The sequence below is a fragment of the Streptomyces sp. PU-14G genome (genome assembly GCF_041028275.1).
GTDB lineage: Bacteria > Actinomycetota > Actinomycetes > Streptomycetales > Streptomycetaceae > Streptomyces.
The window spans coordinates 1-16,039 of record NZ_JASKYT010000133.1; the positions used below are offsets into that span (position 1 = coordinate 1).

Below are 16,039 nucleotides of genomic sequence, written 5' to 3' on the forward strand. Positions count from 1 at the left end.
CCGTAGCGGGGGTCGACCGACTCGGGGGCGAGGCCCAGCAGTTCGGGGGGGGGGGGGGGGGGGGGGGGGGGGGGGGGGGGGGGGGGGGGGGGGGGGGGGGGGGGGGGGGGGGGGGGGGGGGGGGGGGGGGGGGGGGGGGGGGGGGGGGGGGGGGGGGGGGGGGGGGGGGGGGGGGGGGGGGGGGGGGGGGGGGGGGCGCCCCCGCGCCGCGTCCCTCCGGTGCGGTTTACGCCGTCCTCGGGGCCGTTAGTCCTGGCCGTAGCGGGGGTCGACCGACTCGGGGGCGAGGCCCAGCAGTTCGGCTACCTGTTCCACCACGACCTCGTGCACGAGGAGGGCTCGCTCGTCCCTGGTGCGGCTGCGGATCTCCACCGGGCGACGGAAGACGATCACACGGTCCGGCTGGGTGCCGCCGCCCTCGGTGACCCGTCCGAGCGGCACGGCGTCGTCTCCCTCCCGCACCTCTCCGTTGTCCGAGCGGGGCACCTCCTGCACGGCGAACTCGACACCGGACAGCTGCGGCCAGTGCCGCTCCAGACGGGCCACCGAATCGCGCACCAGATCGTCGAACGCCTCGGCACGGGTGAGGGCGAGCGGTACCTGGGGTGGCGCGATGGGGCCGCGCATGCCACGGCCGTGGCGGTCTCGGCTGTGCGGCCGGGCAGTGGTCCTGCGCGGCGGTACGGGGCTGTCCATCACCCCCGAGCGTAGCCCGCCGCCCACGTCGCGCGGGGGGCTACCGGCGCGCCGGGGCCCTGCCGTGGGGTGGCGGCCCGGCCCGCGTCACCGTGGGACACCTCGTGCGGGCCACTGCCGCTCGCCCGGCGTGCGCCCGACGGTCGCCCTGCGGGTCCCTTTGCGGCCCCTTCGCGGGTCCCCTTGCGGCCCCCTCGCGGGTCACCTGCGGCCCCATGAGTTTTCTTCTGCCCCCATGAGCTTCCCTTTCGGCCGAACGCCGAGTGTGAAATGACCGTAACCGGGTGAATCGCGCCCTCTTGCGGGCTCGGACAGGACCGGACGACGGGGGGCGAAGGGTGTCCGAGCCGTCCTCCTGGGGTCTTTCAGCAGATCAGGCGTTTCCGGCGAACACGGACGACACGGCAGGGTGACGTCATGGCGAGTCGTCGCGGCCCGCTCAAGAGTGCGGTACGGTCCAACGTCGTGAGCCCTGTACGTCGATGTTCGCGCACCGCTTGCGGTCGTCCCGCCGTCGCGACGCTCACGTACGTCTACGCGGACTCCACCGCCGTCCTGGGGCCGCTGGCCACCTACGCCGAGCCCCACTGCTACGACCTGTGCGCCGAGCACTCCGAACGGCTCACCGCGCCTCGCGGCTGGGAGGTCGTACGGCTCGCTGTCGACACCGCCGCGGCCCGGCCCAGCAGTGACGACCTCGAAGCTCTCGCCAACGCCGTGCGTGAGGCCGCCCGTACGCCACGTCCCGACCCCCGGGGCCCGTCCCCGCAGGAAGGGCTGCGCGGCGCCGACGGGCGGGACGCCGACCCGATGGAGGTCGCCAGGCGCGGCCATCTGAGGGTCCTGCGGTCCCCGGAACCGTAGCTCTCCCGTGCTGCCGCGCTGCGCCTGTCACACCCACGGGTAGATTTGTGCCCGTTGCCGACCGACAACCCAGGAAGGGCTGGCCGTGGCTGATCTGTCTCAGATCGTGAAGGCGTACGACGTGCGCGGTGTGGTGCCGGACCAGTGGGACGAGGGGACCGCCGAACTGTTCGGCGCCGCCTTCGTCCGCGTCACCGAGGCCCCCGCGATCGTCGTCGGGCACGACATGCGGCCCTCCTCGCCGGGTCTCGCGCGTGCGTTCGCACAAGGCGCGGCGTCCCAGGGCGCCGACGTCACCGAGATCGGCCTGTGCTCCACCGACCAGCTGTACTTCGCCAGCGGCGAACTCGGACTGGCCGGCGCCATGTTCACCGCCAGCCACAACCCCGCCCAGTACAACGGCATCAAGATGTGCCGCCGCGGAGCCGCCCCCGTCGGCGAGGACACGGGGCTGGCCCAGATCCGCTCCCTGGTCGAGCGGTGGCTGGACGAGGGCGGCGCTCCGGCGGGCGACACCTCCCAAGGCACCATCGGCCAGCGCGACATGCTGGAGGACTACGCGGCGTACCTGCGGTCCCTGGTCGACCTGTCGGGCATCCGTCCCCTGAAGGTCGTCGTCGACGCCGGCAACGGCATGGGTGGCCACACGGTGCCCACCGTCCTGTCCGAGCTGCCCGTCGAACTGGACGCGATGTACTTCCAGCTGGACGGCACCTTCCCCAACCACGAGGCCAACCCGCTCGATCCGAAGAACATCGTCGATCTGCGGCACCGGGTGCTCCAGACAGGCGCCGACATCGGGTTGGCCTTCGACGGCGACGCCGACCGCTGCTTCGTCGTGGACGAGCGGGGGGAGCCCGTCCCGCCGTCCGCGATCACCGCGCTGGTGGCCTCCCGGGAACTGGCCAAGGCACCGGGCGCCACAGTGATCCACAACCTGATCACTTCCCGGGCGGTGCCCGAGGTGGTCAAGGAGAGCGGCGGCGCGCCCGTGCGCACCCGCGTCGGCCACTCGTTCATCAAGGCGGAGATGGCCCGCACCGGTGCGATTTTCGGTGGCGAGCACTCGGCCCACTACTACTTCCGCGACTTCTGGAACGCCGACACCGGCATGCTCGCCGCCCTGCACGTCCTGGCCGCGCTCGGCGGGCAGGAGGGAACGCTCTCCCAGCTGGTCGCCCACTACGACCGCTACCCCTCCTCCGGCGAGATCAACAGCACCGTCGAGGACCAGTTCAACCGCACGAACGCGGTGAAGGCCGCCTTCGCGGGCAGCGAGGGCGTCACCATCGACGAGCTGGACGGGCTGTCCGTCACGGGCGTGAACTGGTGGTTCAACCTCCGCCCGTCCAACACGGAACCGCTGCTCCGTCTGAACGTGGAGGCCTGCGACACCGAGACGGTCGAACGCATCAAGGACGAGGTGCTGGCCATCGTGCGGGCGGAGACCGAGCGGGACGCTCAGGCCTGACGGCGCCCCTGGCCCCGTCCCCCCTCCGCGGCGGTACCCTGACGGCACAGTCACCACATCGCAGTCGGCACGCCGCCGTCCGCCCCGCACCTGGAGGAACACATGCCGCTCGAAGCCGGACTCCTGGAGATCCTCGCCTGTCCGGCGTGTCACGCGCCGCTGCGTGAGGAGGGCGACGAGCTGCAGTGCACCCAAGGTGCGGAGTGCGGCCTGGTGTATCCGGTGCGTGACGGCATTCCGGTCCTCCTGGTGGACGAGGCCCGCCGCCCCAGCTGACCTGCACGCGCCGCCGTCGGGTGGTGCGCCGGGAGTCCCCTCAAAACGGCTCTCCGGGACGTCTGCCGGGCGACCCGCCTCTGCTGCGCCTCTGCGTCTCTGCGGGAACACCGCACCGGGGGCACCGGAAGACGGCGCCGGCCGTGCCGAAGGACCAACCGGAGAACCGGCCGTGCCGAAGGATCCATCGGAGAACCGGCCGCGCCGAAGGATCACCGGCCGTGCCGAAGGACCCACCGGAAAGCGACCGGAAGCCGATCGGAGGCTACGGAAGATGCTCGACGAGACGCTCCTCGACGCCCCCGAGGCGCTGGCCCGCGCCGACGTGCGCGGGCTGCTACGCGGGGTGGCACAAGCCGGGGCTCGCGTCCGTACAGGGCTGCGGCACGCCACCGAGGCGGGCCTGGAGGCGCTGCGCCCTGAGGGACGTCCCCGCGCGCTCCTGGTCGCCGGGCCAGGGCCTGCGACCGCGTGCGTCGCCGACCTGCTCGGCGCCCTCACCAACGGCGCCGTACCCGTCACGAGGTTGCGCCCCTCCGGCGCGCACGCGGCCACCGGGGCGCTGCGCTGGTCGCTGCCCGGATGGGCGGGCCCGGTGGATCTTCTGCTGCTCGTCACTCCGGACGGTACGGAACCCGGCCTGACGGCGCTGCTAGAACAGGCCTACCGACGTGGCTGTGCCGTCGTCGCCGTGACCCCCGAGGGCGCCCCGTTGACCGACGCGCTGGGCGAGACCCGCGGGTTCGCCGTGCCGCTGGCACCAGGGCCGTACGAGATCTACGCCTCTCCCGACATGCCCCGGCGCCCGGACCGCCCGGACGACGCGGTCACGGGCACCGAGACCGCGGGCGACCGGTTCGCGGACGCCGTGACCCCCGCGACCGCGGTCGCGGGGGAGCCGGCAGACGGCGAGGGCACCGCCACGGGAGCGGGGGAAAGCGGCACCCGGCGCGAATCCGGCCCCCCTGCGGGCGACGCGGGACAGCCCGTCGGCGCCCCCGGCACCTTCTGGGCTCTCCTCGCGCCGCTGCTGCTGCTCACCGACCGGCTCGGGCTGACCGAGAGCGGCCCCTCCGCCCTCGGCGCGCTCGCCGACCGGCTCGACGAGGTCGCCGAGCGCTGCGGCCCCGCCATCGCCCCCTACAGCAACCCGGGCAAGACGCTGGCCGTCGAACTGGCCGGCGCGCTCCCGCTGATGTGGAGCGAGGGCGAGATCGCGGGCGCCGCCGCCCGCCACTGGTCGGCCGCCTTCGCGGCGCTCCCCGGACGGCCGGCGCTCCCCGCCGAACTGCCCGAGGCCATGACCGCGCACGGGGCACTGCTGGCGGGCCCGTACGCCTCCGGCGCGGGAGGTGACGACTTCTTCCGCGACCGCGTGGAGGAGCCCGAGGCCCTGCGCGCTCGCGTCGTGCTGCTGCGGGAGGCGCCCCCGGGCGTCGACTCCGCCACCGTCGCGGCCCGCGACCTGGCCTACGCGCACGACACACCGCTCAGCGAGCTGGAGCCGGCCGAGGGCAGCAGCCCCCTCCAGACGGCGGCCGAACTGATCGCCACCGCCGATTTCTGCGCCGTTTACCTCGCGCTCGCCGACACCGACTCCCCTTGGGCGTGAACCGGCCCGGCACCATGCCGTGCCGGTGTGGCGGTACGCCCTTTCAGCCACCGCACGACGAGTAGGAACGCACACCTCATGGATCGTCTGGAGAACACCGTCAGGCCGTACGCCTGGGGCTCCACCACCGCCCTGCCCGCACTGTTCGGCGAGGCTCCCACCGGCGAGCCCCAGGCCGAGCTGTGGATGGGCGCCCACCCGGGCGCGCCCTCCCGTGTCGAGCGCGGAGCGGGACCGCAGCCGCTGTCCGAGGTGATCGCGGCGGCGCCGGAGCGCGAACTGGGTGTGCGGAGCGTGGAGACGTACGGTCCCCGGCTGCCGTTCCTGCTGAAGCTCCTCGCGGCGGGCTCCCCTCTCTCCCTCCAGGTGCACCCCGACAGTGCCCAGGCGGCGGCGGGCCACGCCGAGGAGGAGGCACGCGGAGTACCCCTGGACGCGCCGCACCGCAACTACAAGGACGCCAACCACAAGCCCGAACTCGTCTGCGCACTCACCCCCTTCGAAGGGCTGTGCGGTTTCCGCCACCCTCAGGAGGCGGCAACGCTGCTGGAAAGCCTCGGCGTCGACGGTCTCAAACCGTACGCCGACATCCTGCGCGCCCACCCGGAGACCGAGGCACTGCGCGAGGTCCTCACCGCCCTGCTGACGGCCGACAAGGACGAGATGGCCGCCACGGTCGCCGCTGCCGCCGAGGCGGCGGCGGAGAGCACCGCACACGCCGTCTACGCGGACATCGCCCGGCACTACCCGGGTGACCCCGGCGTCCTCGCCGCCATGCTCCTCAACCACGTCGTACTGCGCCCAGGGGAGGCACTGTTCCTCGCGGCCGGCGTTCCGCACGCCTACCTCAGCGGACTCGGCGTAGAGATCATGGCCAACTCCGACAACGTGCTGCGCTGCGGCCTGACACCCAAGCACGTGGACGTGCCCGAACTGCTGCGCATCGTCCGTTTCGAGCCGACGGACCCCGGCGTGCTCCGCCCCGAGGCGGACGAGAGCACAGGCGAGGAGGTCTACGAGACCCCCGCAGGCGAGTTCAGGCTCTCCCGCTTCGCTCTCGTACCCGGCGCGGCCCCGCACGCACTGCACGCACCCGCCGCACAGATCCTGCTGTGCACGGAGGGGACGGCCATGCTGCACGGCACCGACGGTGCGGCCTTCGGTGACGGCGGGCCGGAGGGTGGCACCGAAGGGGCTCGCGGCGAAGCCGAACTGGCCCTCACCCCCGGCCGCTCCGCCTTCGTACCCGCCGGGGAGAAGGTGCGGATCCGCGGTGACGGTACGCTCTTCCGCGCCACGGTGGCCGTCTGACGAAACGGCCGCACCGCAGGAGGAGCCGTCCGGGCGGACGGCCGCATCCGCAGCAGGAAGGACCCGGAAGACGTGAGTGCATCAGGCGGAACGAAGGCGATCGTCGCCGCGCTGGGCGCCAACCTGGCCATCGCCGTCGCCAAGTTCGTGGCGGCGGCCTTCAGCGGCTCGGCCTCGATGCTGGCGGAGGGCGTCCACTCGGTCGCCGACTCGGGCAACCAGGCCCTCCTTCTGCTCGGCGGCAAGAAAGCCAAGAAAGAGGCCAGCGAGGAACATCCCTTCGGCTACGGCCGGGAACGCTACATCTACGGATTCCTGGTCTCCATCGTCCTGTTCACCGTCGGTGGCGTTTTCGCGCTCTATGAGGGCTACGAGAAGATCGCTCACCCACACGAAGTCGAGCACTGGTACTGGCCGGTGGGCGTCCTGATCTTCGCCATCATCGCGGAATCGTTCTCCTTCCGTACCGCCATCAAGGAGTCCAACCAGCTCCGCGGCAAGCTCGGCTGGGGCCAGTTCGTACGCCGCGCCAAGGCGCCCGAACTGCCCGTCGTCCTGCTGGAGGACTTCGGCGCCCTCGTCGGCCTCGTCCTCGCTCTCGGCGGCGTCGGACTCGCGCTGCTGACCGGCAACGGCGTGTGGGACGGCGTCGGCACCATGTGCATCGGCGCACTCCTCGTCGTCATCGCGCTGGTACTCGCGGTGGAGACCAAATCGCTGCTGCTGGGCGAGTCCGCCGACCCCGCCGAACGCGAGAAGATCCGTGCGGCCGTCGTCGACGGCGACACCGTCACCCGCGTCATCCACATGCGCACCCTGCACCTCGGCCCCGAGGAGCTCCTGGTCGCGGCCAAGGTCGCCGTGCAGCACGACGACACGGCCGTCGAGATCGCCCGCGCCATCGACGCGGCCGAACAGCGCATCCGCGAAGCCGTGCCCATCGCCCGCGTCATCTACCTGGAACCGGACATCTACCGCGCCACGGGCGCGCAGCCGACGACGGGCGTGGAGCCGACGACGGCCACGGAACCGACCACGGGCGTGGAGCCGACGGCCACGGAACCGTCCGACGTGAAGAGCCCGGGCGCCTGACGTCGGGAAGCCACGCTCCGGACCCGGACCCGGGCCCGAGGCCCGCTCCGCCCACGCGGAGCGGGCCTCGTCGTCGCTCACGGGCCGGTATCACCCGATCTCGGCGAGCGTCCGCAACACGGCTCCCTTGTCTGGCGCCGCCAACAGCCGCTCCCGGAAGGCCGGATCCATCAGCGTGCGGGACAGCAACGCGAGTATCCGCAGGTGCTCATCGCCCGCCGCCTCCTCCGGCACGGCGATCATGAAGACGAGCCGCGCCTTCGTCCCGTCGAGCGACCCCCACTCGACGCCCTCCGCCGACCGCGCGAACCCGACAACCGGTGCCGACACCGCATCCGTCTTGGCATGCGGAATGGCGATCTCCTCGCCCAGACCCGTCGTGCCCTGCTCCTCCCGCGCAAGCGCCGCCCGCACCAGCGCGTCACCGTCCACCACCTTGCCGCTCTGTCCCAGCAGCGCGGCCATCTCCCGGATACCGTCCTCCTTGCTTCCGGCGGCCAACTGCTCGGCGACGGTCAGCGCGGTGAGGTAACCGGAGAGCACCCGCGGCTCCGAGTCCGCTGTCGCCCTGTCGGCTGTGGCCGCCGACGGGCGCGGTACGGGCCGCCCCCGCGCACCGGAGGCCTGGTCCCCGACCGCCACGCCACCCACCGCCGCGGGCACGTCCTCGTCTGCGGGCACGTTCTCCTTGGTGGGCACGTTCTCTCCGGTGGTCCCGGTGGTCCCGGTGGTTCGGGCACTGACGGGCTTCGCCTCGTCGGTGAGCTCCGCGTCGGATGACCCCTCGTCGGGCGACCTCTCGTCGGGTGACTCCGCACCGGTGGGCGACTCCGCACCGGCGGGCTCCGGACCGGTGGACGGACCGGCGGGCTCCGGACCGGCGGACGGACCGGTGGACTTCGGACCTGTGGCGGCCCCGGTGTGCTCCGCCGGGGCAGACCGCTCCGTCTCGGCGCGCTGCCCCTCGCGACGGGCACCGAGCGTCACCAGGCCCACCGTCACCGCCGACGTCACGGCCGTACCGACGACGATGGCCACGAAGAACATCGCGATGCCGTCGACCGCGCCGAGCACGGCCACGATCGGGCCGCCGTGCGGGACGCTGTCACCGACCGCCGCCAGGCCGGCGACACCACCCGCCACGGCGCCGCCGAGCATGTTCGCCGGGATGACCCGGGCGGGCCGCGCGGCGGCGAACGGGATGGCTCCCTCCGTGATGCCGAAGAAGCCCATGAACAGGGCGGCCAGGCCGGTTTCCCGCTCCTGGTCCGAGTACAGCCTCCGCCGCAGCAGTGTCGCCAGGCCCTGGCCCAGCGGCGGCACCGGGATGGCCGCCGCACACATGCCCATCACCTCGGGGCTCTTGGAGACCAGGCCGGTGCCGAAAAGGAATGCCGTCTTGTTGACGGGGCCACCCATGTCGAACGCGATCATCAGTCCGAGCACCACGCCCAGCAGCGCGGCGCTGGTGCCGGTCATGCTGCCCAGGAAGTCGGTGAGGTTCTCGAAGACCCAGGAGATCGGCTTGCCGATGACGTAGATGAAGAACAGACCGAGCGCCGACGTCGCCACGATCGGGATCACGATGATCGGCATGATCGGCCGGACGAACCGCGAGACCGGGACCAGCTTGATCCAGCGCACCAGATAGCCCGCGAGGAAACCGGTCACGATCGCCCCGATGAAGCCCGCGCCCGACTTGGAGTCGTACAGCTCGCCCGTGTTGGCGATCCAGCCCCCGATCATCCCGGGCACCAGCGCGGGACGGTCCCCGATCGCGTAGGCGATGTAGCCGGAAAGGATCGGCACCATCAGCGTGAACCCGATGGTGCCGATGTCGTTCAGGTGCTTCCAGAAGCTGCCGTCCGGAATCACCAGCCCGCCGTCGGCCTGGGGGTGACCGCCGAGGGCGAGCGAGACGGCGATCAGCAACCCGCCGACGACGACGAACGGGATCATGTACGACACGCCGTTCATCAGCGCCTTGTAGCCGACGCTGCGCTCCCGGCTCTTCGCCCCGGCGGGGCCTGGCGCGGCCCCTGCGGTCATGGAGCCGCGGGAGCCGCCGCGCCCGCGCCCGAGCCCGCTGCCGCCGCCGTTCCGCCGGCCGCTGCCGTTCCGGCTGCCCTGGCCGCCCTCGCTCCCGCCGCCGCCCTCGCTCTCGCCGCCGTCCCCGCTTGCGCCGTCGTCGTCCTCGCTGTGCCGGGCGCCGCCGCCGTCCCTTCCGGAGGCGGCGGCGGATATCCCGTCCTCGTGCACCGGGGCGTGGCGTACGCGGTCGATGAGGCCGTCCGGATCGCTGACGCCGTCCGCCACCCCGACGACCAGGACCCGCTTGCCGGTGAATCGGCTGAGGTCCACGTCCTTGTCGGCGGCGACGATGATGCCGTCAGCGGAGTTGACATCGTTGTCAGACAGTACGTTCTCAGCCCCGATGGAGCCCTGTGTCTCCACTTTCATGGTGATGCCGCGGGCTTCAGCCGCTTTGGTCAGTTTCTCCGCTGCCATGTACGTGTGCGCGATACCGGTGGGACACGCGGTCACGGCCAGCAGTTTCCGCCCCGACTCGGACGGAGGCGACGCTCCGTCGCGTGGTTCGGCAGGACTGGTCACGTGGAACTCCTAGATCAGCCGGTGTGGAGGGTGGGTTCTTACGCCATCGCAGTCGCAGTGACGGCCGCGACCGGACCGCCCCAACTCTCGCGGCCCGGCCGAGCCCAACACTCTCGCAGCCCGTCCGCACGCTCTCGCAACCGAACTGAGCCCCCACGCGCAGCCGCGTCACGCCACGCGGGCCGCGCCACGTGGCGACAAACCGAGCAGCGGTCGCGGTCGCGGACACTCTCGCGGTCGCAGTTGCGGTCACGTGCGCGGTCACATGCGCGGGCACGGTCGAGCTGCGGACGCGACCGCGGGACGTGCCGTAGCGCAGACGTTCTCACGTTGCCCGCGGACGGGCAGCGCCCGCGCACGGCGGTCGCCGGGCCGCTCTCGCGAGGGCCGACGGTCGCTCTCGCGCTCGCAGAGGCCGCACGGTGCACAGAACCAGCCGGACCGACAAGAACGCAAGCGGCCGAAAACCGACCCCGAGCCGTACTTGCTGTCGGCGGCGCCCATCCGGTCCCCTGGACAGGCGGTGTAAATTCGTAGGGTCAGACGTCGCTGCTGATGGCGGTCGGGAGAGCCCGCACGACGGGCCACCGAGGGAGAGAGGGCCTCCGACGGACTGAGCTGCGAGCAGGGGACACGTGTGTCCGGTGACGACAGCGCGCACCGCGTGGTCGGCGCCACCACCGTCCCGCGCCGCAGCACGGACCAGTCAGCCCATATCTCGACATCGAGGAGCAGCTCGCACATGACGACGACCTCCACGACCGGCCAGGACTTCAAGGTCGCGGACCTCTCGCTGGCCGCTTTCGGCCGCAAGGAGATCACGCTGGCCGAGCATGAGATGCCCGGCCTGATGGCGATCCGCAGGGAGTACGCCGCGGACAAGCCGCTCGCCGGCGCCCGCGTCACCGGCTCCCTGCACATGACCGTGCAGACGGCCGTGCTCATCGAAACCCTCGTCGCCCTCGGCGCGGAGGTCCGCTGGGCCTCCTGCAACATCTTCTCCACCCAGGACCACGCGGCCGCCGCGATCGCCGTCGGCCCCGAGGGCACACCGGACAACCCGCAGGGCGTTCCGGTCTTCGCCTGGAAGGGCGAGACCCTGGAGGAGTACTGGTGGTGCACGGAGCAGGCCCTCACCTGGCCGAACACGCCCACCGGCGGCCCGAACATGATCCTCGACGACGGTGGTGACGCCACCCTCCTCGTGCACAAGGGCGTCGAGTACGAGAAGGCCGGTGCGGCCCCCTCCGTCGACACCGCGGAGAACGACGAGCACCGCGTCATCCTCCAGCTCCTCAACCGGACCCTGTCCGAGAACGCGCAGAAGTGGACGCAGCTCGCCTCCGAGATCCGCGGCGTCACCGAGGAGACCACCACCGGCGTCCACCGCCTCTACGAGATGCAGCAGGCCGGCTCGCTGCTCTTCCCGGCGATCAACGTCAACGACTCCGTCACCAAGTCGAAGTTCGACAACAAGTACGGCTGCCGTCACTCCCTCGTCGATGGCATCAACCGCGCCACCGACGTCCTCATCGGCGGCAAGGTCGCCCTCGTGTGTGGCTACGGTGACGTCGGCAAGGGCTGCGCCGAGTCCCTGCGAGGCCAGGGCGCCCGGGTCCTGATCACCGAGGTCGACCCGATCTGCGCCCTGCAGGCGGCGATGGACGGCTACCAGGTGGTGACCCTGGAGGACGCGGTCGAGACCGCCGACATCTTCGTCACCACCACGGGCAACAAGGACATCATCATGGCCTCGGACATGGCCAAGATGAAGCACCAGGCCATCGTCGGCAACATCGGCCACTTCGACAACGAGATCGACATGGCCGGCCTCGCCGCCATCGACGGCATCGTCAAGGACGAGGTCAAGCCGCAGGTCCACACCTGGACCTGGCCGGACGGCAAGACCCTCATCGTCCTGTCCGAGGGCCGCCTGCTGAACCTGGGCAACGCCACAGGACACCCGTCGTTCGTGATGTCCAACAGCTTCGCGAACCAGACGATCGCCCAGATCGAGCTGTTCACCAAGCCCGAGTCGTACCCGACCGACGTCTACGTGCTGCCCAAGCACCTCGACGAAAAGGTCGCGCGCCTCCACCTCGACGCGCTCGGCGTCAAGCTGACCACGCTCCGTCCGGAGCAGGCCGCCTACATCGGCGTCCCGGTCGAGGGCCCGTACAAGCCGGACCACTACCGCTACTGACCCGACCCACCGGCCCGCCCGGCGTGTCCGGGCAGGCCGGTGCCGGCGTCCAACGCCCCGCTGCGCTTCGGTGCGGCGGGGCGTAGCCGGTTTCGAGCCCCCGGGCTCCGGCAGAGAGGAACCCGGGCGCCGCGAGGTTCGGCCGAGCGACTGGATGCCGCGGATTCGGCTGAGCGACTGGATGCCGCGGGCTTCGGTCGAGAGCAGCGGGTGGGCGCGGGTGCCGGACGGACCTACCCGGGAACGGCGCGCCCCCCGCCCCCGGAGCCGGGGAGGTGAAGGGCCGGCCACTCGAACGGGTGGAGCCGGAGCCGCCTACCCTGGGCGAGCCGGGAGGCGTCCGGGACCCGGCCCTCCTCCTCACCGGGCGAAGGCCTGCCCCGTCACCGCATCGACCCTGGACACCGCCCATGCCCCGCGGCCGCTATTCGCTGCACGATCCGCACGACCACTCCTTTCTCGGCGAAGAACACTTCCACTGCGCCACCGGCCCTTCCGGCTGGCGCTACGTTTCGCAACTCACCACCCCCAACGGCGAGCACGCGGGCTCCGTCGACCTCACCCTCGACGAGCTCGGCCGTCCTCTCCGCCTCGAGCTGCACGCCGCCGGCTGGCAGGTCCGCGGAGCGGCACTGGACGGCGTGACTTGGGTGCGCTCCGACCCGGCCGGCGAGCGAGCCCAGGAGGGCAACGCCGCCGCGCACTCCTTCACCGGGGCTTCCCCCGCGTTCCTCGTCGCGACCTCCCGACTGCTGCGGCCGACCCCCGGCGACAGGGCCACCCGCGTACGCCTCGTCGCGTTCACACCCCCCGTCCTCGCACCTCGCACTCTCGACCAGTCCTGGGCGCTGAAGAACAGCGAAGCACACGCCACTGACAACGCCCCCCTGATCGTGGAGAACTACCAGGTCAACGACTTGGAGACAGGGGAGCAGCACGCGGTGCACCTCGCTGGTGACGTCGTCCTCGCGGCGCCCGGAGTCGAGCTGGAGGACCTCGCATCGCCGCCGTCGACCTTCGCGGAACCGCCGCCGTAGACATGTGCGGGACCGCGTCCGTGGACGTTCTCCAGGCCGCCGCCGGCCAATGGGGCCGCGCCGGCCGTGAAGGTGCGCCGCGGGCTCCGAGAGAGGCGACTGGACGCCGCTCACCGGGCCTCCCGACTACGTGGGCGGAACGAAACCGGTACTCCGAGGCGCTGTCGGCCCGTCACCGTGGCCGACGGAGGACGAACCTGAGTTGCCGTGTTCGGGGTCTGAGCCGCCCCTGCGGGGCGCGCCCTCCATACCCGCGGCAGTTGCCGGCGAGGAAGACCCCGCGGAGGACCACTCTTCCTCTCGTCGTCGGCGCTCGGCCACCACGCCGGCCAGGTAGACAGCGGCCGACATCCCTTGCGGAGCCGGGGCACCTGTCCACGCGGTGACGTCGTCCGCCAGCCGCTCGGACAGCGAACGGCTCACGGCGGGATCCAACTGGGCGGCCCTCATCAGGTACTGCCGTGCCGAGAGCCACAGCGGATCCGGCACACGCGACAGGTCCAGCGCCGCGAACTCCCCAGCGAGCCACGCGGGTGGGGGCGGCACCGACATGCCCTTCGGAACAGGCACCCGTTCGCGCACCACCAGCGTTCCACCGAACACGTCACCGAGACGCCGTCCCCGTACGGACACCAGGGACGCAGCGCACGCGACGAGCCCGAACAGCAACTGGATCTCCACCACACCGACCGCCCCACGCACCAGCGCATGCCGGAAGCGGATCGGTCCGCCGTCCTCCCGCACGACGCGGAGCCCGGCGGCGAGCTTCCCCACGGACCGGCCATGGGACAACGTCTCGACGGCGATCGGCACCCCGACCAGGACCAGCAGGAAAAGCGTCACCTGCACGGCCGCGAGAGCCGCCGCGTCGAGAGACGCCGTGGCTGCGGACAGAGCCAGTGTCAGCGCGAGATAGACGACCCATGCGAGCAGCAGGTCCAGACAGACGGCCAGTGCTCTGCTCGGCAGCCGGGCGGGACGCAACCCCAGCACGACCGCGTCACCCGTGATCGACTCACTCACCGCGCACCACCCTCGCTCGTTCGCGCCCCTGGTGTGACCTTGACCTGCCTCGCCCAGTCTCCCAGTACGACGATCTGCGTCTCCCAGTACGACGATCCGCCAAGCGCTCTGCCAAGCTCTCTTCATGGACCTGGATGTGTTCGTCTCGGCCCACCGTGCCGACTGGGAACGCCTGGACGCGCTGCTGCGCCGTCACCGCCGGCTGTCCGGCCCGGAGACGGACGAACTCGTGACGCTCTACCAACGTGCCGCCACGCACCTCTCGCAGATCCAGTCGAGTGCGCCGGACCCGGCCGTCACCGACCGGCTCACCCACCTCGTCGCCCGAGCCAGGAGCGCCGTCACAGGAGCGCGTACAGCCACCTGGCGCGACGCCGGGCACTTCTTCGCCGCCGGTTTTCCCGCAGCTGTCTACAGGTCCCGCAACTGGTGGGTGCCGACCGCTCTGCTGTCCACCGTCCTCGCCGCCCTCATCGCCTGGTGGATCGGCACCCATCCGGACGTGCGTGTCACCATCGGAGCCCCGGACCAGCTACGCGAGATGACACGGCCGGGTGGCCAGTACGAGACGTACTACTCGAGCCACCCGGCGACATCCTTCGCTGCACAGGTCTGGACGAACAACGCCCAGGCCGCCGCCATCTGCCTCGTCTTCGGCGCGTTTCTCGGACTCCCCGTGCTCTGGGTTCTCTTCCAGAACGTCGTCAACCTCGGCGTCGGACTGGGACTGATGGGTTCCGCAGACCGTCTCGACACGTTCCTCGGCCTTCTCCTTCCGCACGGCCTGCTGGAGCTGACGGCGGTCTTCGTGGCAGCCGGTACGGGCCTCCGCCTCGGGTGGACGGTCATCGACCCGGGCTCACGGAGTCGACGAACCGCCCTGGCACAGGAGGGCCGTTCAGCCATCGGCATGGCCATCGGCCTCGCAGCCGTACTCCTCGTCTCGGGGCTGATCGAAGCCTTCGTCACCCCGTCGGGCCTCCCCACGTGGGCGCGCGTCCTCATCGGTGTGCTCGCCGAACTCGCCTTTCTCGCCTACGTGTACGTGGTGGGCCGGCGATCTGCGAGGTCGGGCGAGACTGGCGACATCGCGGCGTCGGACCGGCCTGCGGAGCTGCCGACCGCCGCGTGATGTGCGTGGGACGCCGGGAACCTGCTACTGTCCTGTCCGCCCCGGAAAAGCCGTTGCCGCGGCCCACTGTGGGCAGTAGATTCGAACAGTTGCCCAGAGTTGCACAGACTCGGCAGCAGCAGTTAGTTTCTTCCTCGCCTCGAACCGAGAAATCCGTTCACGGAATTCTTGTGGGAGAAGCACTCCGAACTCCGGTCAGAAATCATCTGATAGAGTCGGAGACACCGAAAGGGCAAACGTCCGGAGAAACCAGTGAGACGGTTTCGAAGGAAGCGTCCGTTCCTTGAGAACTCAACAGCGTGCCAAAAGTCAACGCCAGATATGTTGATACCCCGACCTGCCGGGTTGTTCCGGTGGGTTGAGGTTCCTTTGAAATACACAACAGCGAGGACGCTGTGGACGGGTTGGATTATTCCTCCGGCCTGTTCCGCTCTTCCTGTGGATGATTGAAGCATTCACGGAGAGTTTGATCCTGGCTCAGGACGAACGCTGGCGGCGTGCTTAACACATGCAAGTCGAACGATGAACCCGCTTCGGTGGGGGATTAGTGGCGAACGGGTGAGTAACACGTGGGCAATCTGCCCTGCACTCTGGGACAAGCCCTGGAAACGGGGTCTAATACCGGATATGACACGGGATCGCATGGTCTCCGTGTGGAAAGCTCCGGCGGTGCAGGATGAGCCCGCGGCCTATCAGCTTGTTGGTGGGG

General features: G+C 71.1%; 12 protein-coding genes and 1 rRNA gene. 10 read left to right on the top strand and 3 right to left on the bottom strand.

Annotated features, from left to right (window positions below):
* Positions 1 to 246 precede the first annotated feature (246 nt).
* Complete coding sequence (locus AB8Z75_RS17365; protein WP_369202948.1) at positions 247 to 696, bottom strand: metallopeptidase family protein; 450 nt, start codon at positions 694 to 696, stop codon at positions 247 to 249.
* A gap of 417 nt (positions 697 to 1,113) precedes the next feature.
* Here AB8Z75_RS17365 and AB8Z75_RS17370 point away from each other — a divergent pair, with 417 nt between their 5' ends.
* The 6 genes from AB8Z75_RS17370 (at position 1,114) to AB8Z75_RS17395 (ending at position 7,322) form a co-directional block, all read left to right on the top strand.
* The gene (locus AB8Z75_RS17370; protein ID WP_369202950.1) at positions 1,114 to 1,560 is read left to right on the top strand and encodes a DUF3499 domain-containing protein; all 447 of its coding nucleotides are present in this window, start codon (positions 1,114 to 1,116) and stop codon (positions 1,558 to 1,560) included.
* Positions 1,561 to 1,645: 85 nt separating this feature from the next.
* Positions 1,646 to 3,031 carry a phosphomannomutase/phosphoglucomutase gene (locus AB8Z75_RS17375; protein WP_369202951.1) on the top strand — a complete coding sequence of 462 codons (1,386 nt, stop codon included), beginning with the start codon at positions 1,646 to 1,648 and terminating at the stop codon, positions 3,029 to 3,031.
* 102 nt (positions 3,032 to 3,133) lie between these two features.
* Positions 3,134 to 3,307: a Trm112 family protein gene (locus tag AB8Z75_RS17380; RefSeq protein ID WP_369202953.1), complete on the top strand. Its 174-nt coding sequence runs from the start codon at positions 3,134 to 3,136 to the stop codon at positions 3,305 to 3,307.
* Positions 3,308 to 3,581: 274 nt separating this feature from the next.
* Complete coding sequence (locus AB8Z75_RS17385; protein ID WP_369202955.1) at positions 3,582 to 4,919, top strand: SIS domain-containing protein; 1,338 nt, start codon at positions 3,582 to 3,584, stop codon at positions 4,917 to 4,919.
* A 78-nt stretch (positions 4,920 to 4,997) separates the two neighbouring features.
* Positions 4,998 to 6,230: a mannose-6-phosphate isomerase, class I gene (gene manA, locus AB8Z75_RS17390; RefSeq protein ID WP_369202957.1), complete on the top strand. Its 1,233-nt coding sequence runs from the start codon at positions 4,998 to 5,000 to the stop codon at positions 6,228 to 6,230.
* A 72-nt stretch (positions 6,231 to 6,302) separates the two neighbouring features.
* Positions 6,303 to 7,322, top strand: coding sequence for a cation diffusion facilitator family transporter (locus AB8Z75_RS17395; protein WP_369202958.1), 1,020 nt, complete (start codon positions 6,303 to 6,305; stop codon positions 7,320 to 7,322).
* Between the two features lie 90 nt (positions 7,323 to 7,412).
* Here the strand turns inward: AB8Z75_RS17395 and AB8Z75_RS17400 are convergent, their stop codons facing one another.
* Positions 7,413 to 9,935, bottom strand: coding sequence for a fructose-specific PTS transporter subunit EIIC (locus tag AB8Z75_RS17400; RefSeq protein ID WP_369202959.1), 2,523 nt, complete (start codon positions 9,933 to 9,935; stop codon positions 7,413 to 7,415).
* A 742-nt stretch (positions 9,936 to 10,677) separates the two neighbouring features.
* On the opposite strand from AB8Z75_RS17400, the gene ahcY reads away from it, so the two are divergent.
* Positions 10,678 to 12,138: an adenosylhomocysteinase gene (ahcY, locus tag AB8Z75_RS17405; protein ID WP_369202961.1), complete on the top strand. Its 1,461-nt coding sequence runs from the start codon at positions 10,678 to 10,680 to the stop codon at positions 12,136 to 12,138.
* Between the two features lie 410 nt (positions 12,139 to 12,548).
* Entirely contained in the window at positions 12,549 to 13,175 is a 627-nt protein-coding gene (locus AB8Z75_RS17410) for a hypothetical protein (protein ID WP_369202963.1), read from the top strand.
* Positions 13,176 to 13,301: 126 nt separating this feature from the next.
* Here AB8Z75_RS17410 and AB8Z75_RS17415 read toward each other — a convergent pair whose 3' ends face one another.
* Positions 13,302 to 14,198 (bottom strand): RDD family protein, encoded by an 897-nt coding sequence (locus tag AB8Z75_RS17415; protein ID WP_369202965.1) that lies wholly within the window; start codon positions 14,196 to 14,198, stop codon positions 13,302 to 13,304.
* Positions 14,199 to 14,322: 124 nt separating this feature from the next.
* On the opposite strand from AB8Z75_RS17415, the gene AB8Z75_RS17420 reads away from it, so the two are divergent.
* Both AB8Z75_RS17420 and AB8Z75_RS17425 read left to right on the top strand, forming a co-directional pair.
* The gene (locus AB8Z75_RS17420) at positions 14,323 to 15,330 is read left to right on the top strand and encodes a stage II sporulation protein M (protein WP_369202967.1); all 1,008 of its coding nucleotides are present in this window, start codon (positions 14,323 to 14,325) and stop codon (positions 15,328 to 15,330) included.
* Positions 15,331 to 15,784: 454 nt separating this feature from the next.
* A 16S ribosomal RNA gene (locus AB8Z75_RS17425) occupies positions 15,785 to 16,039 on the top strand; the annotation flags it as partial.

What these genes read in the sequence shown, in the direction of transcription:
- AB8Z75_RS17365 (WP_369202948.1), bottom strand. Translation starts at nt 696, where the DNA reads ATGGACAGCCCCGTACCGCCGCGCAGGACCACTGCCCGGCCGCACAGC.
- AB8Z75_RS17370 (WP_369202950.1), top strand. Translation starts at nt 1,114, where the DNA reads ATGGCGAGTCGTCGCGGCCCGCTCAAGAGTGCGGTACGGTCCAACGTC.
- AB8Z75_RS17380 (WP_369202953.1), top strand. Translation starts at nt 3,134, where the DNA reads ATGCCGCTCGAAGCCGGACTCCTGGAGATCCTCGCCTGTCCGGCGTGT.
- AB8Z75_RS17385 (WP_369202955.1), top strand. Translation starts at nt 3,582, where the DNA reads ATGCTCGACGAGACGCTCCTCGACGCCCCCGAGGCGCTGGCCCGCGCC.
- manA (WP_369202957.1), top strand. Translation starts at nt 4,998, where the DNA reads ATGGATCGTCTGGAGAACACCGTCAGGCCGTACGCCTGGGGCTCCACC.
- ahcY (WP_369202961.1), top strand. Translation starts at nt 10,678, where the DNA reads ATGACGACGACCTCCACGACCGGCCAGGACTTCAAGGTCGCGGACCTC.
- AB8Z75_RS17410 (WP_369202963.1), top strand. Translation starts at nt 12,549, where the DNA reads ATGCCCCGCGGCCGCTATTCGCTGCACGATCCGCACGACCACTCCTTT.
- AB8Z75_RS17420 (WP_369202967.1), top strand. Translation starts at nt 14,323, where the DNA reads ATGGACCTGGATGTGTTCGTCTCGGCCCACCGTGCCGACTGGGAACGC.